Origin of the sequence: Halomonas sp. M1 (assembly GCF_029581375.1) — a bacterium.
In the GTDB taxonomy this organism is placed as follows: domain Bacteria; phylum Pseudomonadota; class Gammaproteobacteria; order Pseudomonadales; family Halomonadaceae; genus Vreelandella.
On the sequence record NZ_CP121119.1, the window covers coordinates 1,349,116 to 1,371,621 of the forward strand.

19 protein-coding genes are annotated in these 22,506 nt (G+C 52.4%); 8 read left to right on the forward strand and 11 right to left on the reverse strand.

Annotated elements, in window-relative coordinates:
* Window positions 1–40 precede the first annotated feature (40 nt).
* Genes P8S54_RS06090 through P8S54_RS06100 form a run of 3 tightly spaced genes read right to left on the reverse strand, consistent with a single transcriptional unit; the run spans window position 41 to window position 2,217 of the window.
* Window positions 41–706, reverse strand: a complete 666-nt coding sequence (locus P8S54_RS06090; RefSeq protein WP_281443648.1) for a hypothetical protein — start codon at window positions 704–706, stop codon at window positions 41–43.
* Entirely contained in the window at window positions 696–1,100 is a 405-nt protein-coding gene (locus tag P8S54_RS06095) for a hypothetical protein (protein ID WP_281443649.1), read from the reverse strand. Before P8S54_RS06095 ends, P8S54_RS06090 begins: the two co-directional genes overlap by 11 nt.
* Window positions 1,101–1,104: 4 nt before the next feature.
* A complete protein-coding gene (locus P8S54_RS06100) occupies window positions 1,105–2,217 on the reverse strand; it encodes a hypothetical protein (RefSeq protein ID WP_281443650.1) in 1,113 nt (370 codons plus the stop codon).
* Between the two features lie 554 nt (window positions 2,218–2,771).
* On the opposite strand from P8S54_RS06100, the gene dusA reads away from it, so the two are divergent.
* Window positions 2,772–3,803 carry a tRNA dihydrouridine(20/20a) synthase DusA gene (gene dusA, locus P8S54_RS06105; RefSeq protein ID WP_281443651.1) on the forward strand — a complete coding sequence of 344 codons (1,032 nt, stop codon included), beginning with the start codon at window positions 2,772–2,774 and terminating at the stop codon, window positions 3,801–3,803.
* Window positions 3,804–3,851: 48 nt separating this feature from the next.
* Here the strand turns inward: dusA and P8S54_RS06110 are convergent, their stop codons facing one another.
* Both P8S54_RS06110 and P8S54_RS06115 read right to left on the reverse strand, forming a co-directional pair.
* A complete protein-coding gene (locus P8S54_RS06110; protein WP_281443652.1) occupies window positions 3,852–5,300 on the reverse strand; it encodes a catalase in 1,449 nt (482 codons plus the stop codon).
* A gap of 163 nt (window positions 5,301–5,463) precedes the next feature.
* Window positions 5,464–6,495, reverse strand: a complete 1,032-nt coding sequence (locus tag P8S54_RS06115) for a succinylglutamate desuccinylase/aspartoacylase family protein (protein WP_281443653.1) — start codon at window positions 6,493–6,495, stop codon at window positions 5,464–5,466.
* Window positions 6,496–6,730: 235 nt separating this feature from the next.
* Between P8S54_RS06115 and P8S54_RS06120 the strand changes: the two genes are divergently transcribed.
* Both P8S54_RS06120 and P8S54_RS06125 read left to right on the forward strand, forming a co-directional pair.
* The gene (locus P8S54_RS06120; RefSeq protein WP_281443654.1) at window positions 6,731–7,342 is read left to right on the forward strand and encodes a TetR family transcriptional regulator; all 612 of its coding nucleotides are present in this window, start codon (window positions 6,731–6,733) and stop codon (window positions 7,340–7,342) included.
* Between the two features lie 67 nt (window positions 7,343–7,409).
* Complete coding sequence (locus P8S54_RS06125) at window positions 7,410–8,336, forward strand: alpha/beta hydrolase (protein ID WP_281443655.1); 927 nt, start codon at window positions 7,410–7,412, stop codon at window positions 8,334–8,336.
* Window positions 8,337–8,346: 10 nt separating this feature from the next.
* Here the strand turns inward: P8S54_RS06125 and P8S54_RS06130 are convergent, their stop codons facing one another.
* The 5 genes from P8S54_RS06130 to P8S54_RS06150 all read right to left on the reverse strand — a co-directional run bounded on the left by P8S54_RS06130 (window position 8,347) and on the right by P8S54_RS06150 (window position 17,387).
* Window positions 8,347–9,027 (reverse strand): hypothetical protein, encoded by a 681-nt coding sequence (locus tag P8S54_RS06130; protein ID WP_281443656.1) that lies wholly within the window; start codon window positions 9,025–9,027, stop codon window positions 8,347–8,349.
* A gap of 203 nt (window positions 9,028–9,230) precedes the next feature.
* The gene (locus P8S54_RS06135) at window positions 9,231–12,416 is read right to left on the reverse strand and encodes an efflux RND transporter permease subunit (RefSeq protein WP_281443657.1); all 3,186 of its coding nucleotides are present in this window, start codon (window positions 12,414–12,416) and stop codon (window positions 9,231–9,233) included.
* Window positions 12,416–13,690, reverse strand: coding sequence for an efflux RND transporter periplasmic adaptor subunit (locus tag P8S54_RS06140; RefSeq protein ID WP_281443658.1), 1,275 nt, complete (start codon window positions 13,688–13,690; stop codon window positions 12,416–12,418). The genes P8S54_RS06135 and P8S54_RS06140 overlap by 1 nt, the downstream gene beginning before the upstream one ends.
* A gap of 136 nt (window positions 13,691–13,826) precedes the next feature.
* The gene (locus P8S54_RS06145) at window positions 13,827–15,287 is read right to left on the reverse strand and encodes a TolC family outer membrane protein (RefSeq protein WP_281443659.1); all 1,461 of its coding nucleotides are present in this window, start codon (window positions 15,285–15,287) and stop codon (window positions 13,827–13,829) included.
* A gap of 192 nt (window positions 15,288–15,479) precedes the next feature.
* Window positions 15,480–17,387, reverse strand: a complete 1,908-nt coding sequence (locus tag P8S54_RS06150) for a sigma 54-interacting transcriptional regulator (RefSeq protein ID WP_281443660.1) — start codon at window positions 17,385–17,387, stop codon at window positions 15,480–15,482.
* Between the two features lie 302 nt (window positions 17,388–17,689).
* Here P8S54_RS06150 and P8S54_RS06155 point away from each other — a divergent pair, with 302 nt between their 5' ends.
* From P8S54_RS06155 to P8S54_RS06175, 5 genes are all read left to right on the forward strand, one after another.
* Window positions 17,690–19,102 (forward strand): ABC transporter substrate-binding protein, encoded by a 1,413-nt coding sequence (locus tag P8S54_RS06155; RefSeq protein ID WP_281443661.1) that lies wholly within the window; start codon window positions 17,690–17,692, stop codon window positions 19,100–19,102.
* A gap of 2 nt (window positions 19,103–19,104) precedes the next feature.
* On the forward strand, window positions 19,105–19,962 hold the full coding sequence (ntrB, locus tag P8S54_RS06160; RefSeq protein ID WP_281443662.1) for a nitrate ABC transporter permease: 858 nt from the start codon (window positions 19,105–19,107) through the stop codon (window positions 19,960–19,962).
* A gap of 67 nt (window positions 19,963–20,029) precedes the next feature.
* Complete coding sequence (locus tag P8S54_RS06165; RefSeq protein WP_281443663.1) at window positions 20,030–20,965, forward strand: ABC transporter ATP-binding protein; 936 nt, start codon at window positions 20,030–20,032, stop codon at window positions 20,963–20,965.
* Complete coding sequence (gene cynS / locus P8S54_RS06170; protein WP_281443664.1) at window positions 20,958–21,398, forward strand: cyanase; 441 nt, start codon at window positions 20,958–20,960, stop codon at window positions 21,396–21,398. The genes P8S54_RS06165 and cynS overlap by 8 nt, the downstream gene beginning before the upstream one ends.
* A 163-nt stretch (window positions 21,399–21,561) precedes the next feature.
* Window positions 21,562–21,873 carry an NGG1p interacting factor NIF3 gene (locus P8S54_RS06175; protein ID WP_281443665.1) on the forward strand — a complete coding sequence of 104 codons (312 nt, stop codon included), beginning with the start codon at window positions 21,562–21,564 and terminating at the stop codon, window positions 21,871–21,873.
* A gap of 5 nt (window positions 21,874–21,878) precedes the next feature.
* Here the strand turns inward: P8S54_RS06175 and P8S54_RS06180 are convergent, their stop codons facing one another.
* Window positions 21,879–22,490 (reverse strand): NUDIX hydrolase, encoded by a 612-nt coding sequence (locus P8S54_RS06180; protein ID WP_281443666.1) that lies wholly within the window; start codon window positions 22,488–22,490, stop codon window positions 21,879–21,881.
* Window positions 22,491–22,506 lie beyond the last annotated feature (16 nt).

Below are 22,506 nucleotides of genomic sequence, written 5' to 3' on the forward strand. Positions count from 1 at the left end.
GATGAGCTTTTTCTCATCCATACTAAGAACATCTAGAACCCTAGTCACCCCTTTTACTTCTAGCTGACTTATCTAATTGATTTGTATAAAAATTAATTGGTATATGGGCTACAGTATATTTTTCGCCTGTTGAATGATGTGTATGGGCTGTAAAAAAACCTTTAAAAGTATTTAAGCTATCCAACTCTATTTTTTCAAAATCATCAAAGTCATATTCGGGAGCGTACTTGAACACATACTCATTCCATCTATTAACACATCTATCCAATCTTTCTTTAAAATTATAAATCAAAAGCCCTCCATGCTGCTCGCTATCGGAGGCATTAGAATATCTAGTAGAGAGCTGCAGAAAACCTTCAAAAATATGGTTATTACTATAACTATCGTTTAAGATTTTTGCTTCACCGACCCATTTAAGACGATTTATCGCATTAGTTATAACTATATCTGCATTACCGCCACCAGACTGTTTCATCGAAATATTTGCATTAAAGGGCCTGAGGCAATTTACTATACTATGAGTTATACTATCTTCCGCCGCCTCACTTGAGTAAACAATATTATTAGATGATTGGCATATATCTTTGACATATTCTATTAACCCATATACGCCTTCAACGAAAAGACCATACTCTTGAGAACTTCTAACTTTTGCGGCCGCTATATGAGCAGGATCTTCCTCATAAAAAGACATATCATAGCTCACTTTCAAGCACCTCTTCCGATAAAACAAACCTTCTAATCACCTTTTTCTTGAAGTCAAAATCCTCTAACCCTGTCAATGGATTTATAATATACTTTTTATTAATTGACTCAGAGACTTCTAACTCTGTCATTTCTTCAACCTCGCCATTCTCGACAAAATAATATTTTGGAGTTAAAAGACTGGGGGTGAGGTTGCACAAAGCCTCAATCAACATAGGTAATTCTCTGGAATTATCTAAGTCGAGTATTTTTGCCAAAGCATATGATGAATAATCTAAAGAGGCCCATTTAGACCTCTCATAAGTTTCTACAGCTTTTTCAAAACGAGAAAGTGCTGCTGAATAATTCTCAGCAATAAATTCATTTTCTTGCTTGAAAACGTGTAAAATCTTCATCGCTCTATATCGCATAAGGCAGTATTTTAGACATTATAAACCTATAATCGCTATTACCATAACAACCCAGTATCTTAATTTGATCAATCTTTGGTGACAGGCTGTCCAGAACCCTGGGTGATCCAGCAACCTCCACACCTGCCTGATACCCCCCTGCACCGCCAGCGATATCCCATATTTTTCTAATTGCGTAAGGCCTAAAATCGTAATTTATCGCTTGAGAACCAGACCCATGGTATTTTTCGTCACGTAGATCAGCTTTATCATATGGTTTAGTTTCTTTTTTAAGCCCATTCTCATCAGCCTCAAAGAAAAACTTTGTTACTCGATCCGTTCCTTCTTCATGTTTATCTTGATAAAGTGGCAAAATACAAGGGTAAAAGTTTTTTTCTTCAATTACCCGGCGAGTACCTATCGCATTCCTCACTTTTTTATATATAGTCGAAAAGGCCTCATCTTTCGAGAAATTAGTCATATTATTATTGCTTGCATTTGTCAACCTGACTTCGCAAGTACCATCGTTTGTATCAACAGATAATACATCTATGCTAAGCAAATCATTTAATGTATATGCAGCTATCTTTTCCAGACCGGCAAGTCTATGCCTTGTTGACTGCGTCAAATCTTTTTCATGAAGATCAACTCGCTCCCGCACTCTCCTTTTTGATCCAAAATAGAGAGTACATTTGTTATCACTTTTAAAAAACTTCGCAGAATAATAGTCATCGTATGAAACCTCAGAAGCCTGAGGCAAATTTGGAAAACTATCACTAAACGGGTTGCCTTCTGCTATATTGCTCTCAAACCATGTAACAAGTGAACTAGCTTCAGAAGGACTGAGCTTTAATATACAGACTTCTTTATCAGCATAGCTCAGGAAGTCAACATACTTCTCTAAAAGAGCATCCCTTATATTATAAATATCCACTTCATCTTTTTCGTCTAGCTGTTCTTTAATCTTCTCTGCAGTCTCAACTAAACCCTTTCCCCCAGACAAATCTACCACACTTAGCAAATGTCTATTGATAGCTCGAAAACGAAAACCATGCTTGTTAATTTCTTTGTATATATGTAAACACTCGTCAATCAAATTATCTTTATCGCACATCTCAACCATGCTAAAGCTTCCTAAAAATTTTATTAAACCACCCGCCCAATCCGAATCTCACACCGCCCTAGAATCTCCACATCGTGCATATCCTGCGGCTTAATCATCTCCGGCTGGTAGAGGACGTTGTCACTTATCAAGTACAGAGCCCCTCCCACTAACCGCAGCACCCGCTTAATCCGCCGTTACCCACTCATCAGCAGCAAAACACCCCTTCCTGCTTCGGGTCGCGGTTGCTGCGTTTTGCGCAAAGCACCAAGTATATTAAGCCAGCTTAACCGATGAATCACGGTGACACCATTCTCCTAATGCCCCTTTATCACCTGTTTCCTTGGATACCAAGGTAGCCTGCCAGTCCTCGTGCCTAGGCGCGCATTAAGGCGCAGTCACTTATTTTGTGCTGCCTACCCTTTCTTGCGTACAATTGCCCGCCAACGCGCCCACCACGTCTGATAGGCCACCATGCTAGGCCATGGTGCTGCTGTTCATTTAGTGAATAGCCGCGATCAGAGGGCAATTGATTTGTGTACTTACACCGCATACCAAGTATGCAAGTGGTTGATATGAAAAAAGAAAGCCCTGCCAACGCCGCCCGCCTGTTTTCTGTGGCCCCCATGATGGATTGGACGACCCGCGATTACAGAGCATTCGCACGCACCTTAACCAAGCGGGCGCTGTTGTATACCGAGATGGTGACGACCGGTGCGATTTTGCATGGCTCGCCCCGTGAGCGCTTTTTGGGCTTTAGTGAGGTTGAACACCCCATTGCGTTGCAGTTGGGCGGTAGCGATGCGGGGGAGCTTGCGGAGTGCGCGGCGATTGCCGAGGCGTGGGGCTATGATGAAGTTAACCTGAACGTGGGCTGCCCAAGCGACCGCGTGCAGAACAACATGATTGGCGCCTGCTTGATGGGCCACCCTGAAAAAGTAGCGGAGGCTATACGCGCCATGCAGGCAGCGGTGTCGATTCCGGTCACGGTGAAATGCCGTATTGGTATTGATGACCAGGATGAAGATGCGGATTTGGCGCGCTTTATTAATATTGTTGCGGATGCGGGCTGTGAAGTGTTTACCGTTCATGCGCGTAAGGCGTGGCTGCAGGGGTTATCGCCTAAGCAGAACCGTGATGTGCCGCCGCTTAACTACCCCCGCGTGCATCGTCTGAAGCAGCACCACCCTGAACTACATATTGGCATTAACGGCGGTATAAAAACCCTCGACGAGTGCCAGGCGCAGCTCATGCACGTGGATAGCGTGATGGTGGGCCGTGAGGCGTATCAAAACCCGTGGCTGTTAGCAGGTGTCGATGCGCAGCTGTTTGGCGAACCTGGGCCAGCACAAACACGCCTAGAGGCGGCCATGGCGTTTCGCCCCTATATTCAGCAGCGGTTGGATGAGGGGGCCAAGTTGAATCACATCACCCGCCACCTGCTGGGGCTGTTTCAGGGCTGCTCGGGCGGCAGGCGCTTTCGGCGTCATTTGTCAGAACACGCCCACAAAGAGGGTGTGGGGTTGCGTGTTTACGATGAAGCGCTCAGCTTAGTGCGTGAGCCCTCCACCGAGCCGCTAGAAGTAGAACAGCCCGCCACGTTGTAACGTAGCGGGCTGTGCTGAGCGGGGTAAAATCGTTAATCGCTTATCGGCTTAGCTACCCCGCACGCCTTTCTCAATGCGCTCACCGACCTCTTGATCAATATTGCGCCAGTATTCAAAAGCGCGCGCTAGCACGGGCTCGGTGACGCCGCCAGACAAGTGACCTACCACGTTAGAAACTAACCGGTCACGCTGCTCGTCATCCATCACTTGGCGAACAAGCGCGTGGGCTTGGCTCCAATCATCGTCATCAGGGCGCAGCGTGTAGGCAGAGCGTACCAGCTGGCCATCGGTCGACCACACGGCATCCTCTGGAAAGCGCTCAGGGTCAGCCTTGGCGCCACCTTTACTGTTGGGGGTGTATACCGGGTCGGTGGAGTGCTTAATTCGCATCGCGCCACCCTGGCTGTAGCTATGTACCGGGCATTTAGGCGCGTTTACCGGGATATGCTTGTAGTTTACCCCCAAGCGAGCACGGTGTGCGTCCGCATAGGAAATCACCCGCGCCAGCAGCATTTTATCAGGCGAGAAGCCCGTGCCCGGCACCGAGTTGTTAGGCTCAAAGGCGGCTTGCTCAATCTCGCTATGAAAGTCCGTCGGGTTACGGTTCAAGGTTAACTTGCCCACTTCCATCAGCGGGTAGTCATCGTGGGGCCATACTTTGGTTAAGTCGAAGGGGTTGATGCGGTAGGTCTTGGCATCTTCAAACGGCATGATCTGCATTTGCAGCGTCCAGGACGGGTAGTCACCCCGTTTGATCGCCTCGAACAAGTCACGACGATGGTAATCGGCATCGCTGCCTGCCATTTGGTCGGCCTGCTCCTGGGTCATGCACTTAATGCCTTGATCGGTTTTGAAGTGGTATTTCACCCAAAACCGTTCACCTTCATCATTCACCCACATATAGGTGTGGCTGGAGTAGCCATTCATATGCCGCCATGTGGCGGGTACCCCCCGGTCTCCCATTAGCCATGCCACTTGGTGGGCTGACTCTGGTGCCAGTGTCCAAAAATCCCACTGCATATCGTGATCCCGCAAACCATTGTCAGCGCGGCGTTTTTGCGAGTGAATAAAGTGCTGGAACTTCATAGGATCACGGACGAAAAACACGGGGGTATTGTTACCCACCATGTCGAAATTGCCTTCGTCGGTGTAAAACTTAATCGAGAAACCACGTGGGTCACGCCATGTATCTGGGCTTCCACTCTCCCCGGCCACTGTCGAAAAACGGATCAGTACATCCGTTTTAGTGCCCGGCTGAAGAAATTTTGCTTTGGTGTACTTACTGACATCTTGGGTAACTTCAAAATGGCCGAAGGCGCCACTACCTTTTGCGTGGGGCTGGCGGTCGGGAATCATCTCTCGGTTAAAAGCCGCCATTTGCTCCATGAGATAGTGGTCATGCATTACGATCGGGCCATCGGCACCCACAGAAAGGGAGTGTTCGTCGCTGGAAACCGGGATGCCCGCTTCGTTAGTTGTATACTTACTGCTCGTCATTACTCTTCCTCCATGTCGCGTTCGACGTGGCACGGTCTGTACCACTGGAAAGCACCGCCCATTGCAGCGTTGTTAACGTAAGCTTAAACGGTACCCACACAGGTATAGCTAACAAGCCGGTATCGCGCCATCCGTGGCGTGGGTTCGACGGCGTCTAAAAGCGTTAATACATCGCATCAGGCGGTGGTGTAAGGCTAGATTGAAAGCTTTCAATCGCGGTTTCTGCCTCCTCAATCTCATCAAAACGAGCGATGTGATAAAGCGCTTCACCTTCGTTGGCCAGCGGCAGTCGGCTCATGCCAATCACAATGCCGTCAGCCATAGAGAGCACCTCATCCTCATCATTGCCGAAAGGGTCCGCGACCTTGCCCAGCACTTCGCCTTTGGCCACCCGCGCGCCTAGGCGCACTTTAGGGCGCAATATGCCGTCGATAGGTGCCCGTGCCCAGCTGGAGCCATTAGCCAGTTCAGCAGGTGCCGAGGAGCGCTGCCGCTGAGCGCCGGCTAGCATGTCCAACCGGCGCATTACCCGTAAAACGCCCCGCACACCTGGCGCAATGGCCCACTCATCAAAGCGCAGCGCCTCACCCGCTTCGTAAGTGAGCACCGGTATCCCGCGGTTCTGCGCGTAATGCCGAAGGCTTCCTTCCCGCAGCTCCGCATTGAGAATTACCGGCGCACCAAACGCATCTGCCATGCGCTCTGTTTCGCTACCCGCACTTAGCTGGGCGCGAATTTGCGGTAAATTTGTGCGGTGAATCGCCCCGGTGTGCAGGTCGATAATATGCGTTGCTTGGTCGACTATCTGCTCACGAAATAGCGCCGCAATGCGGCCGCCGAGCGAGCCTTTTTCGCTGCCCGGAAAGCAGCGATTTAAATCGCGCCGGTCAGGCAGGTAGCGGGTTTGTTGTAAAAAGCCGAAGACATTAACGACCGGCACCGCGATCAGCGTACCCCGCAGGCTATTAATTGCTTTTGAGCGCAGTAAACGCCGCACGATCTCGACACCATTAATTTCATCGCCGTGAATGCCACCGCACACCAGCATCACCGGCCCCGCCTTGCGGCCATGTACCACTTCAAGCGGAATATGCAGCGGCGTATGGGTATATAAACGCGCAACTGGCATATCAATTTGTAAGCGCTGGCCGGGCTGAATGGTATGTCCAGCTAATTCAATGGGGGCTCGTGCCATGCTGTTCTTCCTATAACGGGCGTAGAGTGGGTACTCTACGAGTAACGACATACGTTTTAAAACGGTGCTTTAGCACTCGGCTCATACACGCATCTTATGCGCTCACTCATTATAAAGAACGATTTTGCTCACTCATGCTGCGGCGCTCACCCACCAACCATACAGTTTTGAATGTAAAATCACCCGTTTTCAGATAAAATATGCGCGTCCGCATTGATAGTGAGGTTACGTTTTCATGGCCAGAAAGACCAAAGCAGAAGCCGCAGCTACTCGCGAAGCGCTGCTGGATGCTGCTGAAGAAGTGTTTTTCGCGAAAGGCGTCGCTCGCACATCACTAGAGCAGATTGCCCGCCATGCTGGCCTTACCCGTGGAGCAGTTTACTGGCATTTCAAAGATAAGGCGGACCTCTTTAAAGCGTTAGTTGAGCGTGTCCGCATGCCTTTTCAGTCATTGATGGACGAAGTGGATATATCCGACGCTGATATTTCGCCGTTAGAATCAATTCGCCGAGCCTGCCACACCGGTATGGCTAGGCTTGAGCAGCCTTCATATCAAAGGATATTGTCTATCTTGATGCATCGCTGCGAATTCTTCAGTGACATCAATCCTTTAGAAATGCAGGATAAAATTGCTAAGGAATGTTTTGATGAGATGCTAGCGGCATTTAAGCTTGCACAACATCAGCAACTACTGCGTGATGGCCTTAGCCCAGAGGTTGCTACAAAAATGATGCAGTCTATGTTGGGTGGCCTATTCCATGACTGGCTTCGCAATCCCAGTGTTTATTCCATTGATGAGCGCAGCGGCAAAATGATTGATGCATTCATTTTCCTAGTTAAACGTTAACACAAGGCTTTTGCTGCAATGCAGCGCTACTCCTATACTGGTGAGACCCACAGCTTAGGAGTGCTTTATGGATGCACTGGAATTTATACGCGTTCGAGAACTCGATATCGCCGTACGCATTTGGAACCCCAATGCCCCGCGCACGTTAATTGCTTGGCATGGTCTTGCCCGCCACGGCGGTGACTTTTCCGCACTGGCCCGGCAACTAGGGGACGAATGGCGCATCATCGCACCGGACACGCCCGGTCGAGGACTTTCCAGTTGGTCCCTGTTCCCCGCCCATGACTATCTCTATAGCCACTATATAACCGTTGCACTTGGCGTTTTAGACCACTTTAAATTGCAGCAGGTAGACTGGCTAGGCACCTCTATGGGCGGGCTACTAGGCATGCTAATGGCTGCCGACCCACGGCACAGTAACCGCATAAAGCGGCTGATTCTAAACGACGTGGGCCCTGAGCTTAACCCGCAGGGTTTGATTGCACTCTCTAGCTATTTTGGCGTTGCCCACCGCTTCAATAATTTTGCCGACTTACACGCAGAGTTAAAGCAGCATTACGCAAGCTTTGGGCTTACCCATGAACAGGAGTGGCGCGAGTTAGCGCTCAATAGTGCACGGCGCTTACCCGACGGCAGTTGGACCTACCATTTTGACCCACGCATCGGGGAACAATTTGTCCACGACACCCCTCGGGACATGTGGAAGGAGTGGGCAAATATTCGCTGCCCGGTGATGGTCATTCGCGGCGCCGAATCTACTTTATTAGATGCCGAAACGCTGCCACGTATGGCCAAGGCACAGCCATCGCTGCAAACGTTAACCGTGGCTAATTGCGGCCACGCCCCCATGCTTAACCAGCCGGAGCAGGCCGCCCCCATCCGTCAGTTTCTCGACACCGCTATCCCCACTTACACCGCCCCCGCAGAGGTGTCCACTACCCAGCCATTGATCCTTTGGCTAAGCAAACAGTGGCGGCGGTTATTTAACCGCTAGGCAGTGATGGCTAGGCGGAATAGCCGTTCGACCGCTGCTGCTGTTTATGGTGCAGCCGCAGCTTGCTTAACCAAACGCGCGTCTCTAGATACTGCTGTTCCAGCACGCTGCGATACGCGCCCTCTTCGGCTAGGTATTTCACCAATACCCGGCGTTCACCCAATCGGGGAGTATCACCAGCTTTGCAGTGCAGCTTGATAAAACTATTCGGCTCATCATCGAGCAGTGAGGTAGCGTACCCATCGTGCTGAGGCTCTGTCACAACAACGGTAGCCCCCAATAAGCAGCGCCGTTTAAACGGTTGGTAGCGATGTAGCCCACGCTGAAGGGCATGGCATATGGCCGCCGCAATGGGCGAGGCAGCGGCTAGCGACCCCCATAGCACAAGCACACCTACAGGCACTCTTAACATACCCAGCGGTAGCCAACGCAGCACCAATAACTCAACAGCCAGTGAGATAGCCCCCGCCAGGAGCACTAGAATACTTAGCGCAAGCGTGGCGGGCACACCGGCAAAGCCCAGTGAAACAAGCGTACTGGCCGTATGGTCGTCACGCAGGCTATCTCGTTCGAATAGCTCAAGAGGCGCTATCCTGACTAGCACCAGTAGCCAATACAGCACAATCAAGGCCAGTAGGAACGTGAAAACAGCGGTCGGAAATTGCACAGCGGCAGAAATCAATGTTTGCATGGCGTGACCTCCTCCAGACCAACAGGCTAGTAATATTTTCGCTTGGATTTATCTTTATTAGTACAAGCTGAAAATGATGGTCTCTATTAGCGTAGTCCACATTACGCTTCTGCGTAGCGCATAGCCTTGACGCGTATCAGCCAGGCATAAAAAAACGGGCATCACGTTGTCCGTGATGCCCGCTTAGTAACCCCCCTGTTACGCTAGTGCTGGTGGTGCTCTAGTGCGGGGGAACTGGCCGTTTGATTAGGGTGTCGTTTGCGGTAGAGCCAGTCAGACACCGTCGCAATCATCGCGTAGAAGCTAGGAATGAACAGGCTACCCAGCACTGCCACCGAGGCCATCCCCATCGCCACGGTTGTGCCGATATGGTGGCTACTCACGTCGCTAGCACCTGAGGCTAATGCCAAGGGCAACGTACCAAAGATAAACGCCAGTGATGTCATGACAATAGGCCGGAAGCGCAATTCAGCAGCCGTAATAGCGGCTTCACGGATCGTCTTACCCTGCTCTTTACGCTGCAGTTCGGCAAACTCGACAATCAAAATAGCGTTCTTGGCCGCCAATCCCACGACCACCAGCATGCCGATCTGCACGTAGACACTGGTATCCAAGCCTCGCAGCACAATCCCCCCAATACCGCCTAAGAAAGCAAACGGGGTGGCGGTCAGTACCGCTAAAGGCAGCGACCAGCTTTCGTATTGAGCCGCTAGAATCAAGAAGACCATTAAGATACCAAACACAATCGCCAGGACTGCGGTGTTACCCAAGTTTGCTTCCTGATAGGCCGTGCCCGTCCAGCCCATACCCCAGTTAGGGCCAAGGGTGTCTAACACCACGGCTTCCATGGCCTCAATAGCCTGCGCCGAGCTATACCCTTCGGCAGGGCCACCCTGGAACTGCGCACCTGTATAAACGCCAAAGCGGGAAACCACAGAAGGGCCCACCTGGCGTTCAAGAGTAACAAACTCGGAAAGCGGAATACGCTCGCCATTACCGCCCCGTACAAACACGCTATTAATATCCTCGGGGGTCTTACGGAACTCATCTTCGTTCTGTAAATAGACCTGGAAGTTACGGTTTTGGTAGCTAAAGAAGTTAACAAAGCCGTTGCCGAAGGTATTGGAGAGCGCTGAGGAAATGTTCTCTAACGCTACGCCATAGCTCAGCGCCTTCTGCTGATCAATTTCAGCCCGGAAGGAGGGCACATTGACGTTGAACGTTGAGAATACCTGGTTCAACGCAGGATGCTGATTCGCGGCCCCCATAATTTGCAGCGAGGCTTCATACAACTCTCGCGGCGAAGCGCCGTCAAACGATTGCAAAAAGCCGGTAAAACCACCGGTGGTTGAAAGCCCCATAATCGGCGGTACGTTAAACGCCATAGCAGAGCCGCCATCGATACTGGCGCCTAACTGCATAATGCGGCCTACCAACTCATCAGCGGTTAAATCGCGCTCCGCCCAAGGATGCATATTAATAAACATAATGCCGCGGGCTGTATTCACCGCACTGGAGAGAATGTCATACCCCGCTACCGCTGAGGAGTACTCCACGCCGGGAATATCTTCAATAGCCGCGCTCAGCTTAGTCATATAGTTTTGGGTACGGTCAAGCGACGCAGCATCCGGTAGCGACACGCTTACCAACACAATCCCCTGGTCGGTTTCGGGCACCAGCGTAGAGGGCGTATTGGCATATAGCCAATAGGAACCCACGCTAGTAGCCACTGTGAGCGCCAGCGCCAGCACCCAGAAGCGCACCAACTTTTTCACACCCCACATATACACGGCTGTGATGCCTGCAAACAGGCGATCGAACAGGCGCAGCGGTGTGGTAATTGCACGCCTAAATGCCGACTGTTTGGTTTTATGCAGGTTGTGCTTAATGAAAATGGCGGAAAGCGCTGGCGTGAAGGTCAAGGCCATTAATGCCGAGAGCGCCACCGATATCGTCACGGTAATCGCAAACTGCTGGTAAATTTGCCCGGTAAAACCACCCATGAAAGCTACCGGCACAAAGACGGCAGCCATAATCAGTGAGGTGGCAATGACGGGGCCGCCCACTTCTTTCATGGCACGAATAGTGGCATCACGAACGCTAATGTCTTCCTCTTCGCTCAGCACGCGCTCGACGTTCTCTACCACTAGGATAGCGTCGTCCACCACTATCCCGATCGACAGCACTAACGCAAATAGCGTTAATAAGTTTATCGAGAAATCAAACAGGTAGAAGCCCGCAAAGGTACCAATAACCGATACCGGCACCACCGACATAGCAATAACAGTAAAGCGCCAGTTCTGTAGAAAAATAAACAGAATGACAATAACGATCAGAAAGGCTTCGATAAAGGTTTTGAGTACCGTTTCTACCGAGGCATCGATGAACAGCGTTGTATCGTAGGGTGTCACATACTCAAGCCCCGGCGGAAAGCGCACCGCCAGCTCTTCCATCGTGTCGCGTACCGCCTCAGCCGTCGACAGAGCATTAGCCCCAGGCTGCTGGTTGATAATGATGGGGGTCATCGTCGCGCCGTTTAAGCGCGCGTTAACCCCGTAGAACGAGGCGCCCAGCTCAATACGCGCAACGTCTTCCAGGCGCAGTGAAGAGCCATCGGGATTTGTGCGAAGGTAGATGTTACGAAAGTCGTCAGCATCTGATAAACGTCCGCCAGCGGTAATCGTATAAGTATAGGCGCGAGGTTCGCTTTGTGGCGTAGCCGCTAAATTACCTGCGGGAATTTCGGTGTTTTGCGCCCGTATAGCGCTTGCCACTTCGCTGGGGGTTAGGTCGTACTGAGCCAGTTTGTCTGGGTCCATCCAAATACGCATGGCGAACTCGCCGCCGCCCAACACCTCAGCGTTACCCACGCCGGGCACTTGGCGCAGTTCGTCGAGAATATTAAGGGTGGCGTAGTTCTGCATGTAAACATTGTTGTAATCACCGTTTGGCGAGGTCAGCGCCACCAGCATCAGAATCGAATCAGAGCGCAATTCAACCCTAACCCCCTGAGACTGCACAGCTTCAGGTAGCCGTGAGAGCGCGCCCTGCACCCGGTTGTTCACGTTGATGGTGTTGATATCACCGTCGGTACCAATATTGAACGCCACGCTCAAGCTCATAGTGCCATTGTCGGCGCTGTTGGAGGTCATGTAGAGCATGTCCTCAACGCCGTTAATGGCCTCAGCAAGCGGCGCTGCCACTGTTTGCGCCACAGTTTCAGCATCCGCCCCAGGAAACTGGGCTTGCACTGAGACCGTAGGCGGCACAACGCTGGGATACTGCTCAATGGGCAGTATTCGCATCGCCAGGGAGCCTACCAGCGTCAGGATAATCGCCAGCACCGTGGCGAAAATCGGACGACTGATAAAGAAGTTGGAAAAATTCATTATTGCGCGCCCTCTTCCCCTTCGTCTGCTGGCATATCCCCAGCACCTTCGGCCATCTCTTCAGCTGCTTCAGCCTGTGCTTGCTGCTCCTCAGCTTCGGCTTCTTCAACGCGCTCAACCAACTCTTCCGCGTTGTCTTCAAAACGCTTAGGTTCAATCTCCCGGCCCGGCTCCACCCCGGCGGTGTCACCAACAATGACGCGCTCACCCTCTTCAAGGCCATCTACAATTATCTGCCAAGGGCCTGCTACGTCGCCGAGCTGAACGGTACGCTCACGGGCTTTGCTCTCTTCATCCAGCACAAACACACGCGGCCCCATCAGCCCCTGGGTCACGGCAATTTCCGGCACAGCAATCACGTTAAAGCGCTTTAGACCTTCAAGGCGTACTCGCACAAACTGCCCAGGCAGCACGGCACCGTCAGGGTTAGCAAAGCTAGCCGAGGCCTGAACCGTACTGGTGCCGCCATCTACCCGTGAGCCAAGGTAGTTCAATTGCCCTTCAAGCTCAGAACCACTGCCACCGCTTAGCCCAGGCACTGTCAGGCGGGCGGTGATATCAGAAGCCTCGCTCTCCTCTCCAAGCTGTCGGCGTAGTTCAAATGCATCTCGCTGGGGCAGTTGGAAACGCACTTCAAGGGGGTCTAACGGCGTGATGGTGGCAAGCTCAGTTCCGGAGTTCACCAGGTTGCCGACGTTAATTTGGCTTAAGCTGATCATTCCCGATACCGGGGCAGTGACGTTGGCATAGCCTAAATCAAGATTGGCGCTGGTGAGTGCGGCTTCCGCTTGAGCAACCCGCGCCTGGGCAACACGTTGATCCGCTAAGGCTTGGTCATACTGCTGGCGGCTCACTGAGTTTTGGCTCAATAGCTGTTCAAAACGCTGGGCATCGCGCTGGGCGCGGGCTAGCTCAGCGCGGGCGCTCTGTAGGTCAGCATCGCGCTGATTAACCGTAGCCTGATAAAGGTCTGGCTCGATGGTATAGAGCCGATCGCCCTGCTCGACTAACTGCCCAGGCTCGAAATGGCGCTCTTCCAGAAAGCCGCTTACCCGCGCGACGAGCGTTACTTCACTATCGCTGCGCAGCAGTGACGGGTAAGACTTATTCAGCGGTATATCCTGCCGAGCTACTTCGGCGACTTCCACCGCATGAGGAGGCGCTTCCTGCTGCGCCTGCTGCTGTTGCGGCTGCTCTTGCCCGCAGGCTGCCAGCGCCAGTGCAGCTATCAGCGTCACTAGACTCGCTCTACCTGAGTGAATCATTTTCTTCATACGTCGAATTCCCATTCATCTTTTTTTGAACATTGACGGATAGCAACACAGCGCTCATTCAGTCTGGCGCTAAGTAGATACTTCTAATACTAAGTGGGTATCACAAGCGTGGTAATCATTGCGGGCATTGCTGCCGCTAGGCGTCGGGCGTGGGCGGAGCGCCAATATCCAGCGCACCCTGGTAAGCGTCCCCGCTTTCAGGAAGGGTGAAACTCACGGGATCACCGGTCAGCCACGCATTGACCTCTTCAATAGCGGCAACATCTAGCAACCCTGCCTGCTGGCGCAGAGAAAGGAGGTTCACCACGTAGTCGTAGCGGGCCTCTGCAAAGTTGGCGATGGCGTTATAGAGGTTTTGTTCGGCGTTTAACACGTCGACGATGTTACGCGTGCCGACTTCGTAGCCCGCCCGGGTGGCTTCTAATGCGCTGCGGGTAGAAACAATCGCCTGCTGGCGTGCCTCTACCGTCTCGACGTTATTGCTGACTTGGGTGTACAGCGAGCGTACCTGCTGAATCGTAGTGCGGCGCTGAGACTCAAAGTCGTACTGGCTGCGCTCAAGCTGGAAGGTGCCCTGGCGAATACTGGCGCTCGTGCTGCCGCCCGTATAAATAGGCAAGTTAGCCGAGACCCCCAATTGGCTTGATGAGTCATGACCACTGGCAAGGTCGCTATCACTTTCAGCATACCGATAGTTGGCAAACGCCTGAACGCTGGGAAGACGGCCTGCCCGAGCAATCTCTACGCCAACTCGAGAAAGCTCGATACCTGCCCGCTGGGCCAGCACTTGCGGATTGCGCTCAATAGCTTGCTCCACCCAGTAATCGCGGCTGCTTGGGGAGGGCAAGACCACGGGCATATCACCTAACGCATCGATAGTGGCATAGCGGCGTCCAGTGAGCTCTTCAAGCACTTCGAAGGCCACCTGCAGATTACTCTCAGCGGCAATACGGTCGGCCCGGGACTGGTCAAAACTTGCCCGCGCTTCTTCCACCTCAGTAATTGCAATTAGCCCTACCTCAAACTGCTCGCTGGCCTGCTCTAACTGGCGGCCAATCGCACGTTCCTGCGCCAAGCGCGCATCTAGCACTTCATGGGCACGCAGAATGTCAAAGTAGGCACCCGCCACATCAATCAACAATTGTTGCTCGGTGGCCGCCAACAAGTACACCTGCTGGTCGATTTGACGCTCAGCTTGGCTTACTTCTTGACGGGTGACCGCATTAAACAGTGCCTGTGAGGCTTCTAGCGAAAGCGATGCCGTATTGAAGTTGTCATCGCTGACGCCTGCACCTGGGGTGGTTGGATCAGTAACAGCACCGGCCCTTGCCGAGTTTTGACTTTCATACTGGCGGTTATGGACCACGTTACCTGAGGCATTTACTTGCGGCAGTAAACCACCGCGCACCACATCTCGTGACGCTTCCACACTGGAAAAATCAGCGCGTGCCGAAGCCAATGTCGCATTATTGTTGAGCGCATCACGCGTAATAGTCACTAGGTCTGCTGCGTGAGCAGGCAGCATCAAGGAAGACGTAAGCACTGCTAACAGCAGGGGACGAAAAGGGGCATTGACTGCCCAGTGTGCCAGTCGCATGGGGTTGCCTCTAGGTGTCAGCGTAGGATGGCGCAACACGTATGCCATTCAGAAGGAGTGGCATTATAGTTACATTCATGTATGTATGCCAGACTTGTACTTCGTCCAATTGTGTGGACAAACAACTTGTCAAGCCTGCACTCCCCTACCTTAGCCCAAAGCATCTTGAGCAGGCACCCTTTTAGGTTCCGGCTAACGAAATTCCCTCAGGTCGACTCCCCATTTCTGCAACCTAGAAGAGAGCGTGGTGGGCTTGAGGCCAAGCAATTCAGCGGCCCCGCCGCCGCCCGATATTTTTCCACGAGTGATAGTGAGTGCCCGCAGCGTGTTATCCATCTGACGTTGACATAACGCTTGTTCCGTCAAAAGTATTTCCGCCTGCGAAACCTTGCGCTCTTCCTCAACATTCAGCGGTGTATTATGCAAAGGCGATTCTGCTAGCAGATCATCAAAAGAGAGGCGCCGATTCTGTGTAACAATCACTTGTCGCTCGATCACATTCTCAAGCTCACGAATATTACCTGGCCAAGAGTAGCGCTGCAGCGTCTCCAGCTGCGCTGGCGGTATGCGTACGCCCGGCTTGTTAAACTTGAGGCAGGCGCGGTGTAAAAAATGCCGCGCTAGCAAGGGCACGTCTTCAATCCGTTTGCGTAGCGGCACCGAATCGATCGGGAATACATTCAGGCGGAAATAGAGATCTTCACGGAAGTGGCCTGCATCGATCATGTCTCGCAGTTCACGGTTAGTGGCGGCAATCACACGCACGTCTACTTCACGCGTGCGATTATCGCCCACGCGCTCAAACTGCTGATCCTGCAGCACTCTTAGCAACTTACTCTGCAGCTCTAAGGGGATTTCACCCACTTCATCCAAAAATAGCGTCCCGCCGTGGGCCAGCTCAAAGCGCCCGTTACGGTCTTGAACCGCGCCGGTAAACGCACCTTTTACATGGCCGAAGAACTCACTCTCAAAAAGATCCCGAGGAATAGCTGCACAGTTCACGCGGATAAGCGGCCTGTAGCTGCGCGTGCTGCCCGCATGAATCGCGCGGGCAATCAGCTCTTTGCCCGTGCCCGACTCGCCGCTAATGAGAACGTTAGCGGTCGTTGGCGCGACCATCTCAATCTGCTTGATGAGCTTTGCCACGGCTGGGCTATTACCCACAATATTGCGGTGGTTTAGCTCCGCTTTAATTTCTTCTTGAAGGTACTCGTTCTCCAGCTCTAAGCGCTGCTTGAGTGATTCCACTTCCGCCAGCGCATCACGCAACTGCTGCTCGGCACGCTTGCGCTCGCGGATATCACGAAACAACACGACGGCACCCACTAACCGGCCCATCTCAAAAATCGGCGTACTGGTGTACTCAACAGGGATCGCTTCGCCGTTTTTATGCCAGAACACTTCGTTATCGACGTGATGCACCTGGCCGTCGCTGAAGGAGGCATGAATGGGACACTGCTGCACGGGAAAGTGGCTGCCGTCGCCATGGGTGTGGTGAAACATTAAATGGGCATCGTGACCCACCATGTCGTCCGTGCTCCAGCCCAAAATACGCTCAGCGGCAGGGTTAACAAAGGTAGTTTTACCCTCAGCATCCAATCCGTAAATGCCTTCGCCCGCAGCGCTAAGAATCAGTTGGTTCTGCTTCTCAATGCGCTCAAATACCTGCTCGACACGCTGCCAACCTACTTCTCCCTGGCGGTGCTGGCGGCCTAGCTCTGCTTTTGCTCGCCGCTGCTCAGCTTTATTGCGATCAATCAGCGTTAATAACAGCAACCCTGAGCCTTCAATGCGCAGGGCATAAACCTCCACCCGGTAGGGCTGGCGCAGCATATCGAGTATCACCAAATCATCTGACCATGCCGTTTTTTGTACTAGCGCCTCATCGGTAAAACTGACCCATAGCGGCAGTGACGCGCTTAAGCGATGGCTAAACGGGGCAGCCAATGGCAGGGGTTCATCAATACAGAGCAATTCGCAGGCGGCTTGGTTAGCGGATATCAGCCTGTCTTCGTAGGGGTCTATAACGATCATTGCCAGGGGCGAGAACCTGCCCATTAGGTCGCTGGCCGAAGCGTGCGCGCGCTCTTGTTCATACATTAGCGTGTACCTCATGGCTCAGGGGTGATGAGTTTAATAAGCCATACAATTCCCACGCCACTTACGATTTATCGTCAATAAAACAACGAAATATCGTTATTTACGATTTTTCGTTACTTCTTATACGCATAAAGGCGATTACCTAAAAAAGAACTTAACTATTTAAAAACAGATAGTTAAGAAACAAACACCAAAGTTGGCACACAAATCGCAACAACAAGGGTAGCGCCGCACGCTTTTATTCTTTTTCGCACCAAGACGGCGCAGCCATTTGTTTTTTTGCTCCTGTGAGGTGAACGTCCATGAAAGACAATAACGACCACAGCAGTCTCGGCAACCCCTTCGATCACCGACAATCACTTATTCATGGACGGCACTGTGATTGCCACGACTGTCAGCCGACAACGAAGTCCATTATCACTCCGACACAGGCAGGCGCCTCTTCGGCGCCAACCGATAGCGACGCGATGATGGATCGGATGGTTGAGAGCGCCCTGGTACGCGGCATGTTTGGTCACAGCGATATGCATCGCCGCCAATTTATGAAATTGGTGGGTGGTGGCACGGTGGCCGCGGCGCTGGCCAGTTTGCTGCCCATGGATGCTATTAAAGCCGCCGCAAAAGAGGATTTAGGCCCACTGGAAAAAACCGAACTGGATATCGGCTTTATCCCCATCACCTGTGCAACGCCGATCATCATGGCCCATCCGATGGGCTTTTATGAGCGCTACGGTCTGAATGTCAATGTGATTAAAACCGCTGGCTGGGCACTCATTCGCGATAACTCGCTCAACGACCGCTTTGATGCCGCGCACATGCTGTCGCCCATGCCGCTAGCCATGAGCCTGGGGGCTGGTTCCTCTCAGCGCTCCTTTGTTACGCCTGCAATTGAAAATATCAACGGCCAGGCCATCGTTCTGCATAACGACCATCAAGACAAACGCGACCCTCAACAGTGGAAAGGCTTCACCTTTGGCGTACCGTTTGAATACTCGATGCACAACTTCCTGCTGCGCTACTACGTGGCCGAGCACGGTTTAGACCCTGATCAAGACATTCAAATTCGCGTCATTCCGCCACCCGAAATGGTCGCCAACCTGCGCGCAGGCAATATTGACGGTTTCTTGTCGCCCGACCCCTTTAACCAGCGCGCCGTGTTTGAGCGCATCGGCTTTATTCACATCCTCACCAAAGATATTTGGGACGGCCATCCCTGCTGTGCCTTTGCGACCAGCGCTACCTTCGCCCGTGAAAACCCCAACACCTACGGAGCCTTGCTGCGTTCAATTATCGACGCCACTCAGTACTCGTCTGACCCGGCCAATCGTTCTGAGATCGCAGAGGCGATTGCCCCGACTAACTACCTTAACCAGCCAGTCACCGTGATTGAGCAGGTGCTAACCGGGCGCTATGCAGATGGCTTAGGTGAGGTGCAAAACGTGCCTAACCGTATCGACTTTGACCCTTTCCCCTGGCACTCCATGGCGGTATGGATCCTGACCCAAATGAAGCGCTGGGGATATATCGAGGGCCACGTGGATTATCAACAGGTTGCACGTGATGTGTTTCTGGCGACCGAAGCCCGCGATGTGATGCGCGAGCTGGGGTATGACGCCCCAGAGGAGACCTCACGTAACTACGAGATCATGGGTAAAACCTTTGATTACACCCAGCCCGACGCCTATCTGCAAAGCTTTGATATCGGCAGGAGTTAACCATGGATCGCACAACGACCGAGTGGAAATTAAGCCTCAACTTACGCGCTGGCCTGCTGGCGGTGGTTATTTTAGCGCTGCTATTGGGCCTATGGGAGGGCCTTAACCGGGCGCCTATCTTGGGCGGCGGGGCTGAGCTTAGTGAGTATGAAATGCTGTTAGGCGGGGCCGATGAGACTGCCAGCGTACCGCCTCCTTCAGCGATTATGGTGCGCGCTTGGGAGCAGCTATCTGACCCCTTTTACGACGCGGGCCCCAACGATAAAGGCATTGGCATTCAGTTGGGTTACTCGCTGTATCGCGTCTTAGCTGGCTATTTAATGGCCGCCGCCGTGGCGATCCCGATCGGCTTTCTGATTGGCATGTCGCCGCTGATGTATAAAGCGCTGAACCCGTTTATTCAGGTGTTGCGCCCTATCTCCCCATTGGCCTGGATGCCGCTGGCGCTGTTTATCATTCGCGATGCGGAGGCGTCGGCGATCTTTGTCATCTTCATCTGCTCGATATGGCCAATGCTGCTGAATACTGCCTTTGGCGTTGCTGGGGTAAGAAGCGACTGGGTCAACGTCGCCCGCACCCATGAGCTTTCATCGCTGAAAACCGCCTTCAAAGTCATTCTGCCTGCCGCCGCGCCTACCATTTTAACCGGTATGCGAATCTCTATCGGCATTGCTTGGCTGGTGATTGTAGCCGCCGAGATGCTGGTGGGAGGTACGGGTATTGGCTACTACGTGTGGAATGAGTGGAACAACTTAGATCTCACCAGTGTGATCTTCTCCATCTTGATGATCGGCATTGTCGGCATGCTGCTTGATATGTCCCTGGCCTATGTGGCGCGCTTTGTGACCTACGCAGAATAAACGCCGTGGCACACACCCAGAGCCATCATAAAGAGCTATTACAAAGCGCTATCGTGAGGAGTTACTAATGAGTCATGCGTTTGTCGAAGTTCAACAAGCCGCCAAGCGATTTCCTGGCGCCACTAAAACGTCACCGCCACTAACGGTATTTGAGAACGTTAGCTTCCAGCTGCAAAAAGGCGAGTTCGTTTGCATCATCGGCCACTCCGGCTGTGGCAAATCAACCATCATGAATGCCCTGGCAGGGCTGGATCAGTTCTCTGACGGCTCTATGGTCATGGAAGGCAACGAGATCAATGGCCCCGGCCTTGAGCGTGGCGTGGTGTTTCAAAACTACAGCCTGCTGCCCTGGCTAACCACCCTTGAAAACGTCCGCTTTGGCGTTCGTGCTCGCTGGAAAAACTGGAGTGAGCACCAGGTCACCGAGCACAGCATGAAGTACTTAGAGCTGGTTGGGCTCAAAGATGTAGTGGATCGCAAGCCATCACAGCTTTCCGGCGGCATGCGGCAGCGGGTCAGTATCGCCCGCGCCTTTGCCACCAAGCCTAAGCTACTGCTGCTTGATGAGCCGTTTGGCGCACTTGACGCGCTTACCCGCGGCGTCATTCAGGATGAGCTGGTCAAAATCTGGACCAAAGACCAGCAAACTGTGTTCATGATCACCCACGATGTGGATGAGGCGATTCTACTCGCTGACCGCATTTTCTTAATGACCAACGGCCCCGAAGCACGTATTGCAGAAGCAGTGGAAATCGACCTGCCACGCCCACGCAATCGCGCCGAAATCATCAAGCACCCCAACTTCTACACCATCCGTAATTACTTGGTCGACTTTCTGGTCAACCGCTCAGGCGATTTACGCGTTCAGGAAGATGAATCCAAAGGATTGCGCTACCCAACACCCGTAAATCCAGCCCGTAACGATGCACAAGATGAGGGCAACTCCCCTCAACATGAAGAGAAGTTAGTGAAGTTCACACCCAAGGAGATTCGTCATGGATAAGCTCGAAATGCGTCACACCCTGCTCGCCGCCAAAGCGCGTAAAAAAATGAGCTGGGACGATATTGGTAAAGCGGTAGGTATGTCGCCAGTTTGGGTGGCTTCCGCCTGCTACGGCATGAATAGCGCCAACCAGGATATTGCCCATAAGCTCTGCGACACGCTTGGTGTCGATAACGACGTCACCGACGCCTTGGTAGCCTTCCCCACGAAAGCCTGGGATGAAGCGATCCCACAGGACCCGTTCGTCTATCGCCTGTATGAAATGGTCGGCGTTTATGGGGAGACCCTAAAAGACGTGGTGCAGGAAAAATTTGGCGACGGCATTATGAGCGCTATCGATTTCACCATGGAAGTCGACAAAATCGAGGATCCCAAAGGGGATCGCGTATTACTAACGCTTAACGGTAAGTTCTTGCCCTATAAGTCCTGGTAAAGCATAAAGCGGGCTATACGAACACCTCAGCTAATCAGCTGAGGTGTTTTCGTTTACCCTCCTAACGCGTATGGCGCTGCCACCACACGCCTTGGCCGCTAAGCGCCTATCATTGATACTGCTTGTGGGCACGTTGATTCAAACAACTAAGAGGCGTATGGGTATGTACAAGCTTGCGTTTTTTGTTCCCGTAGAAGATGCCGAAAATGTGAAAGAAGCCGTGTTTGAAACCGGCGCTGGCCGGATAGGCGATTATGAAGCCTGCTGCTTTCAAACCCGTGGCACTGGGCAGTTCCGCCCGCTGAAAGGCGCAAACCCGCATATGGGGCAGGTAGGGGCGCTTGAAACCGTGGAAGAGTATAAAATCGAGCTGGTGTGCGAGGATGAGCTGATTAAAGCAGCCATTGCTGCACTAAAGCTCGCTCATCCTTATGAAGAAGTGGCCTATGACGTTTGGCAACTTGCTGATTTTTAAAGCGCTTAGGCGCTGCCGAAATAGCGCTCGCGGTCTTCAGGCATAATCGTACTACTATGCAGCGGATAGTCGGCGCGTTGACGGGCTACACCGGCTGTATGGTCAGCCAAGCTTTTACGATCTGCCACGCTTTTGCGATCTGCATAGTAGTGCTGCAATGTACGCTCTATGGTGGGAAATGCCAGCGCGTCCCACGGGATTTCATGCTCTTCAAATAGCGCTACTTCCAAGCTCTCCGGGCCTGCACTGAACCCCCCTAGCAAGTCGGCGAGAAAAATCATATACACTTGATTGATATGCGGCAGGTCGATGAGCGTGTACAGCTCGCCTAGGTCAACCTCAGCGAAGGCTTCTTCCCAGGTTTCCCTCATCGCGGCCTGCTGGGTGGTTTCAGCGTTCTCCATGTAGCCAGCCGGTAATGTCCAGTACCCTTTGCGCGGGGCTATCGCTCGTTTACACAGCAGCACTTTTGAGCCACTAATGGGCAGCGTACCCGCCACAATGCGCGGATTTTGGTAGTGGATGGTGCCGCAAGCATCGCATAGGTAACGAGAGCGGTCGTCTCCTTCGGGAACAGCAAAACGGACTTTTTCTCCACACTGACTACAAAAGTTCATCGCGTTTTCTCTGGGC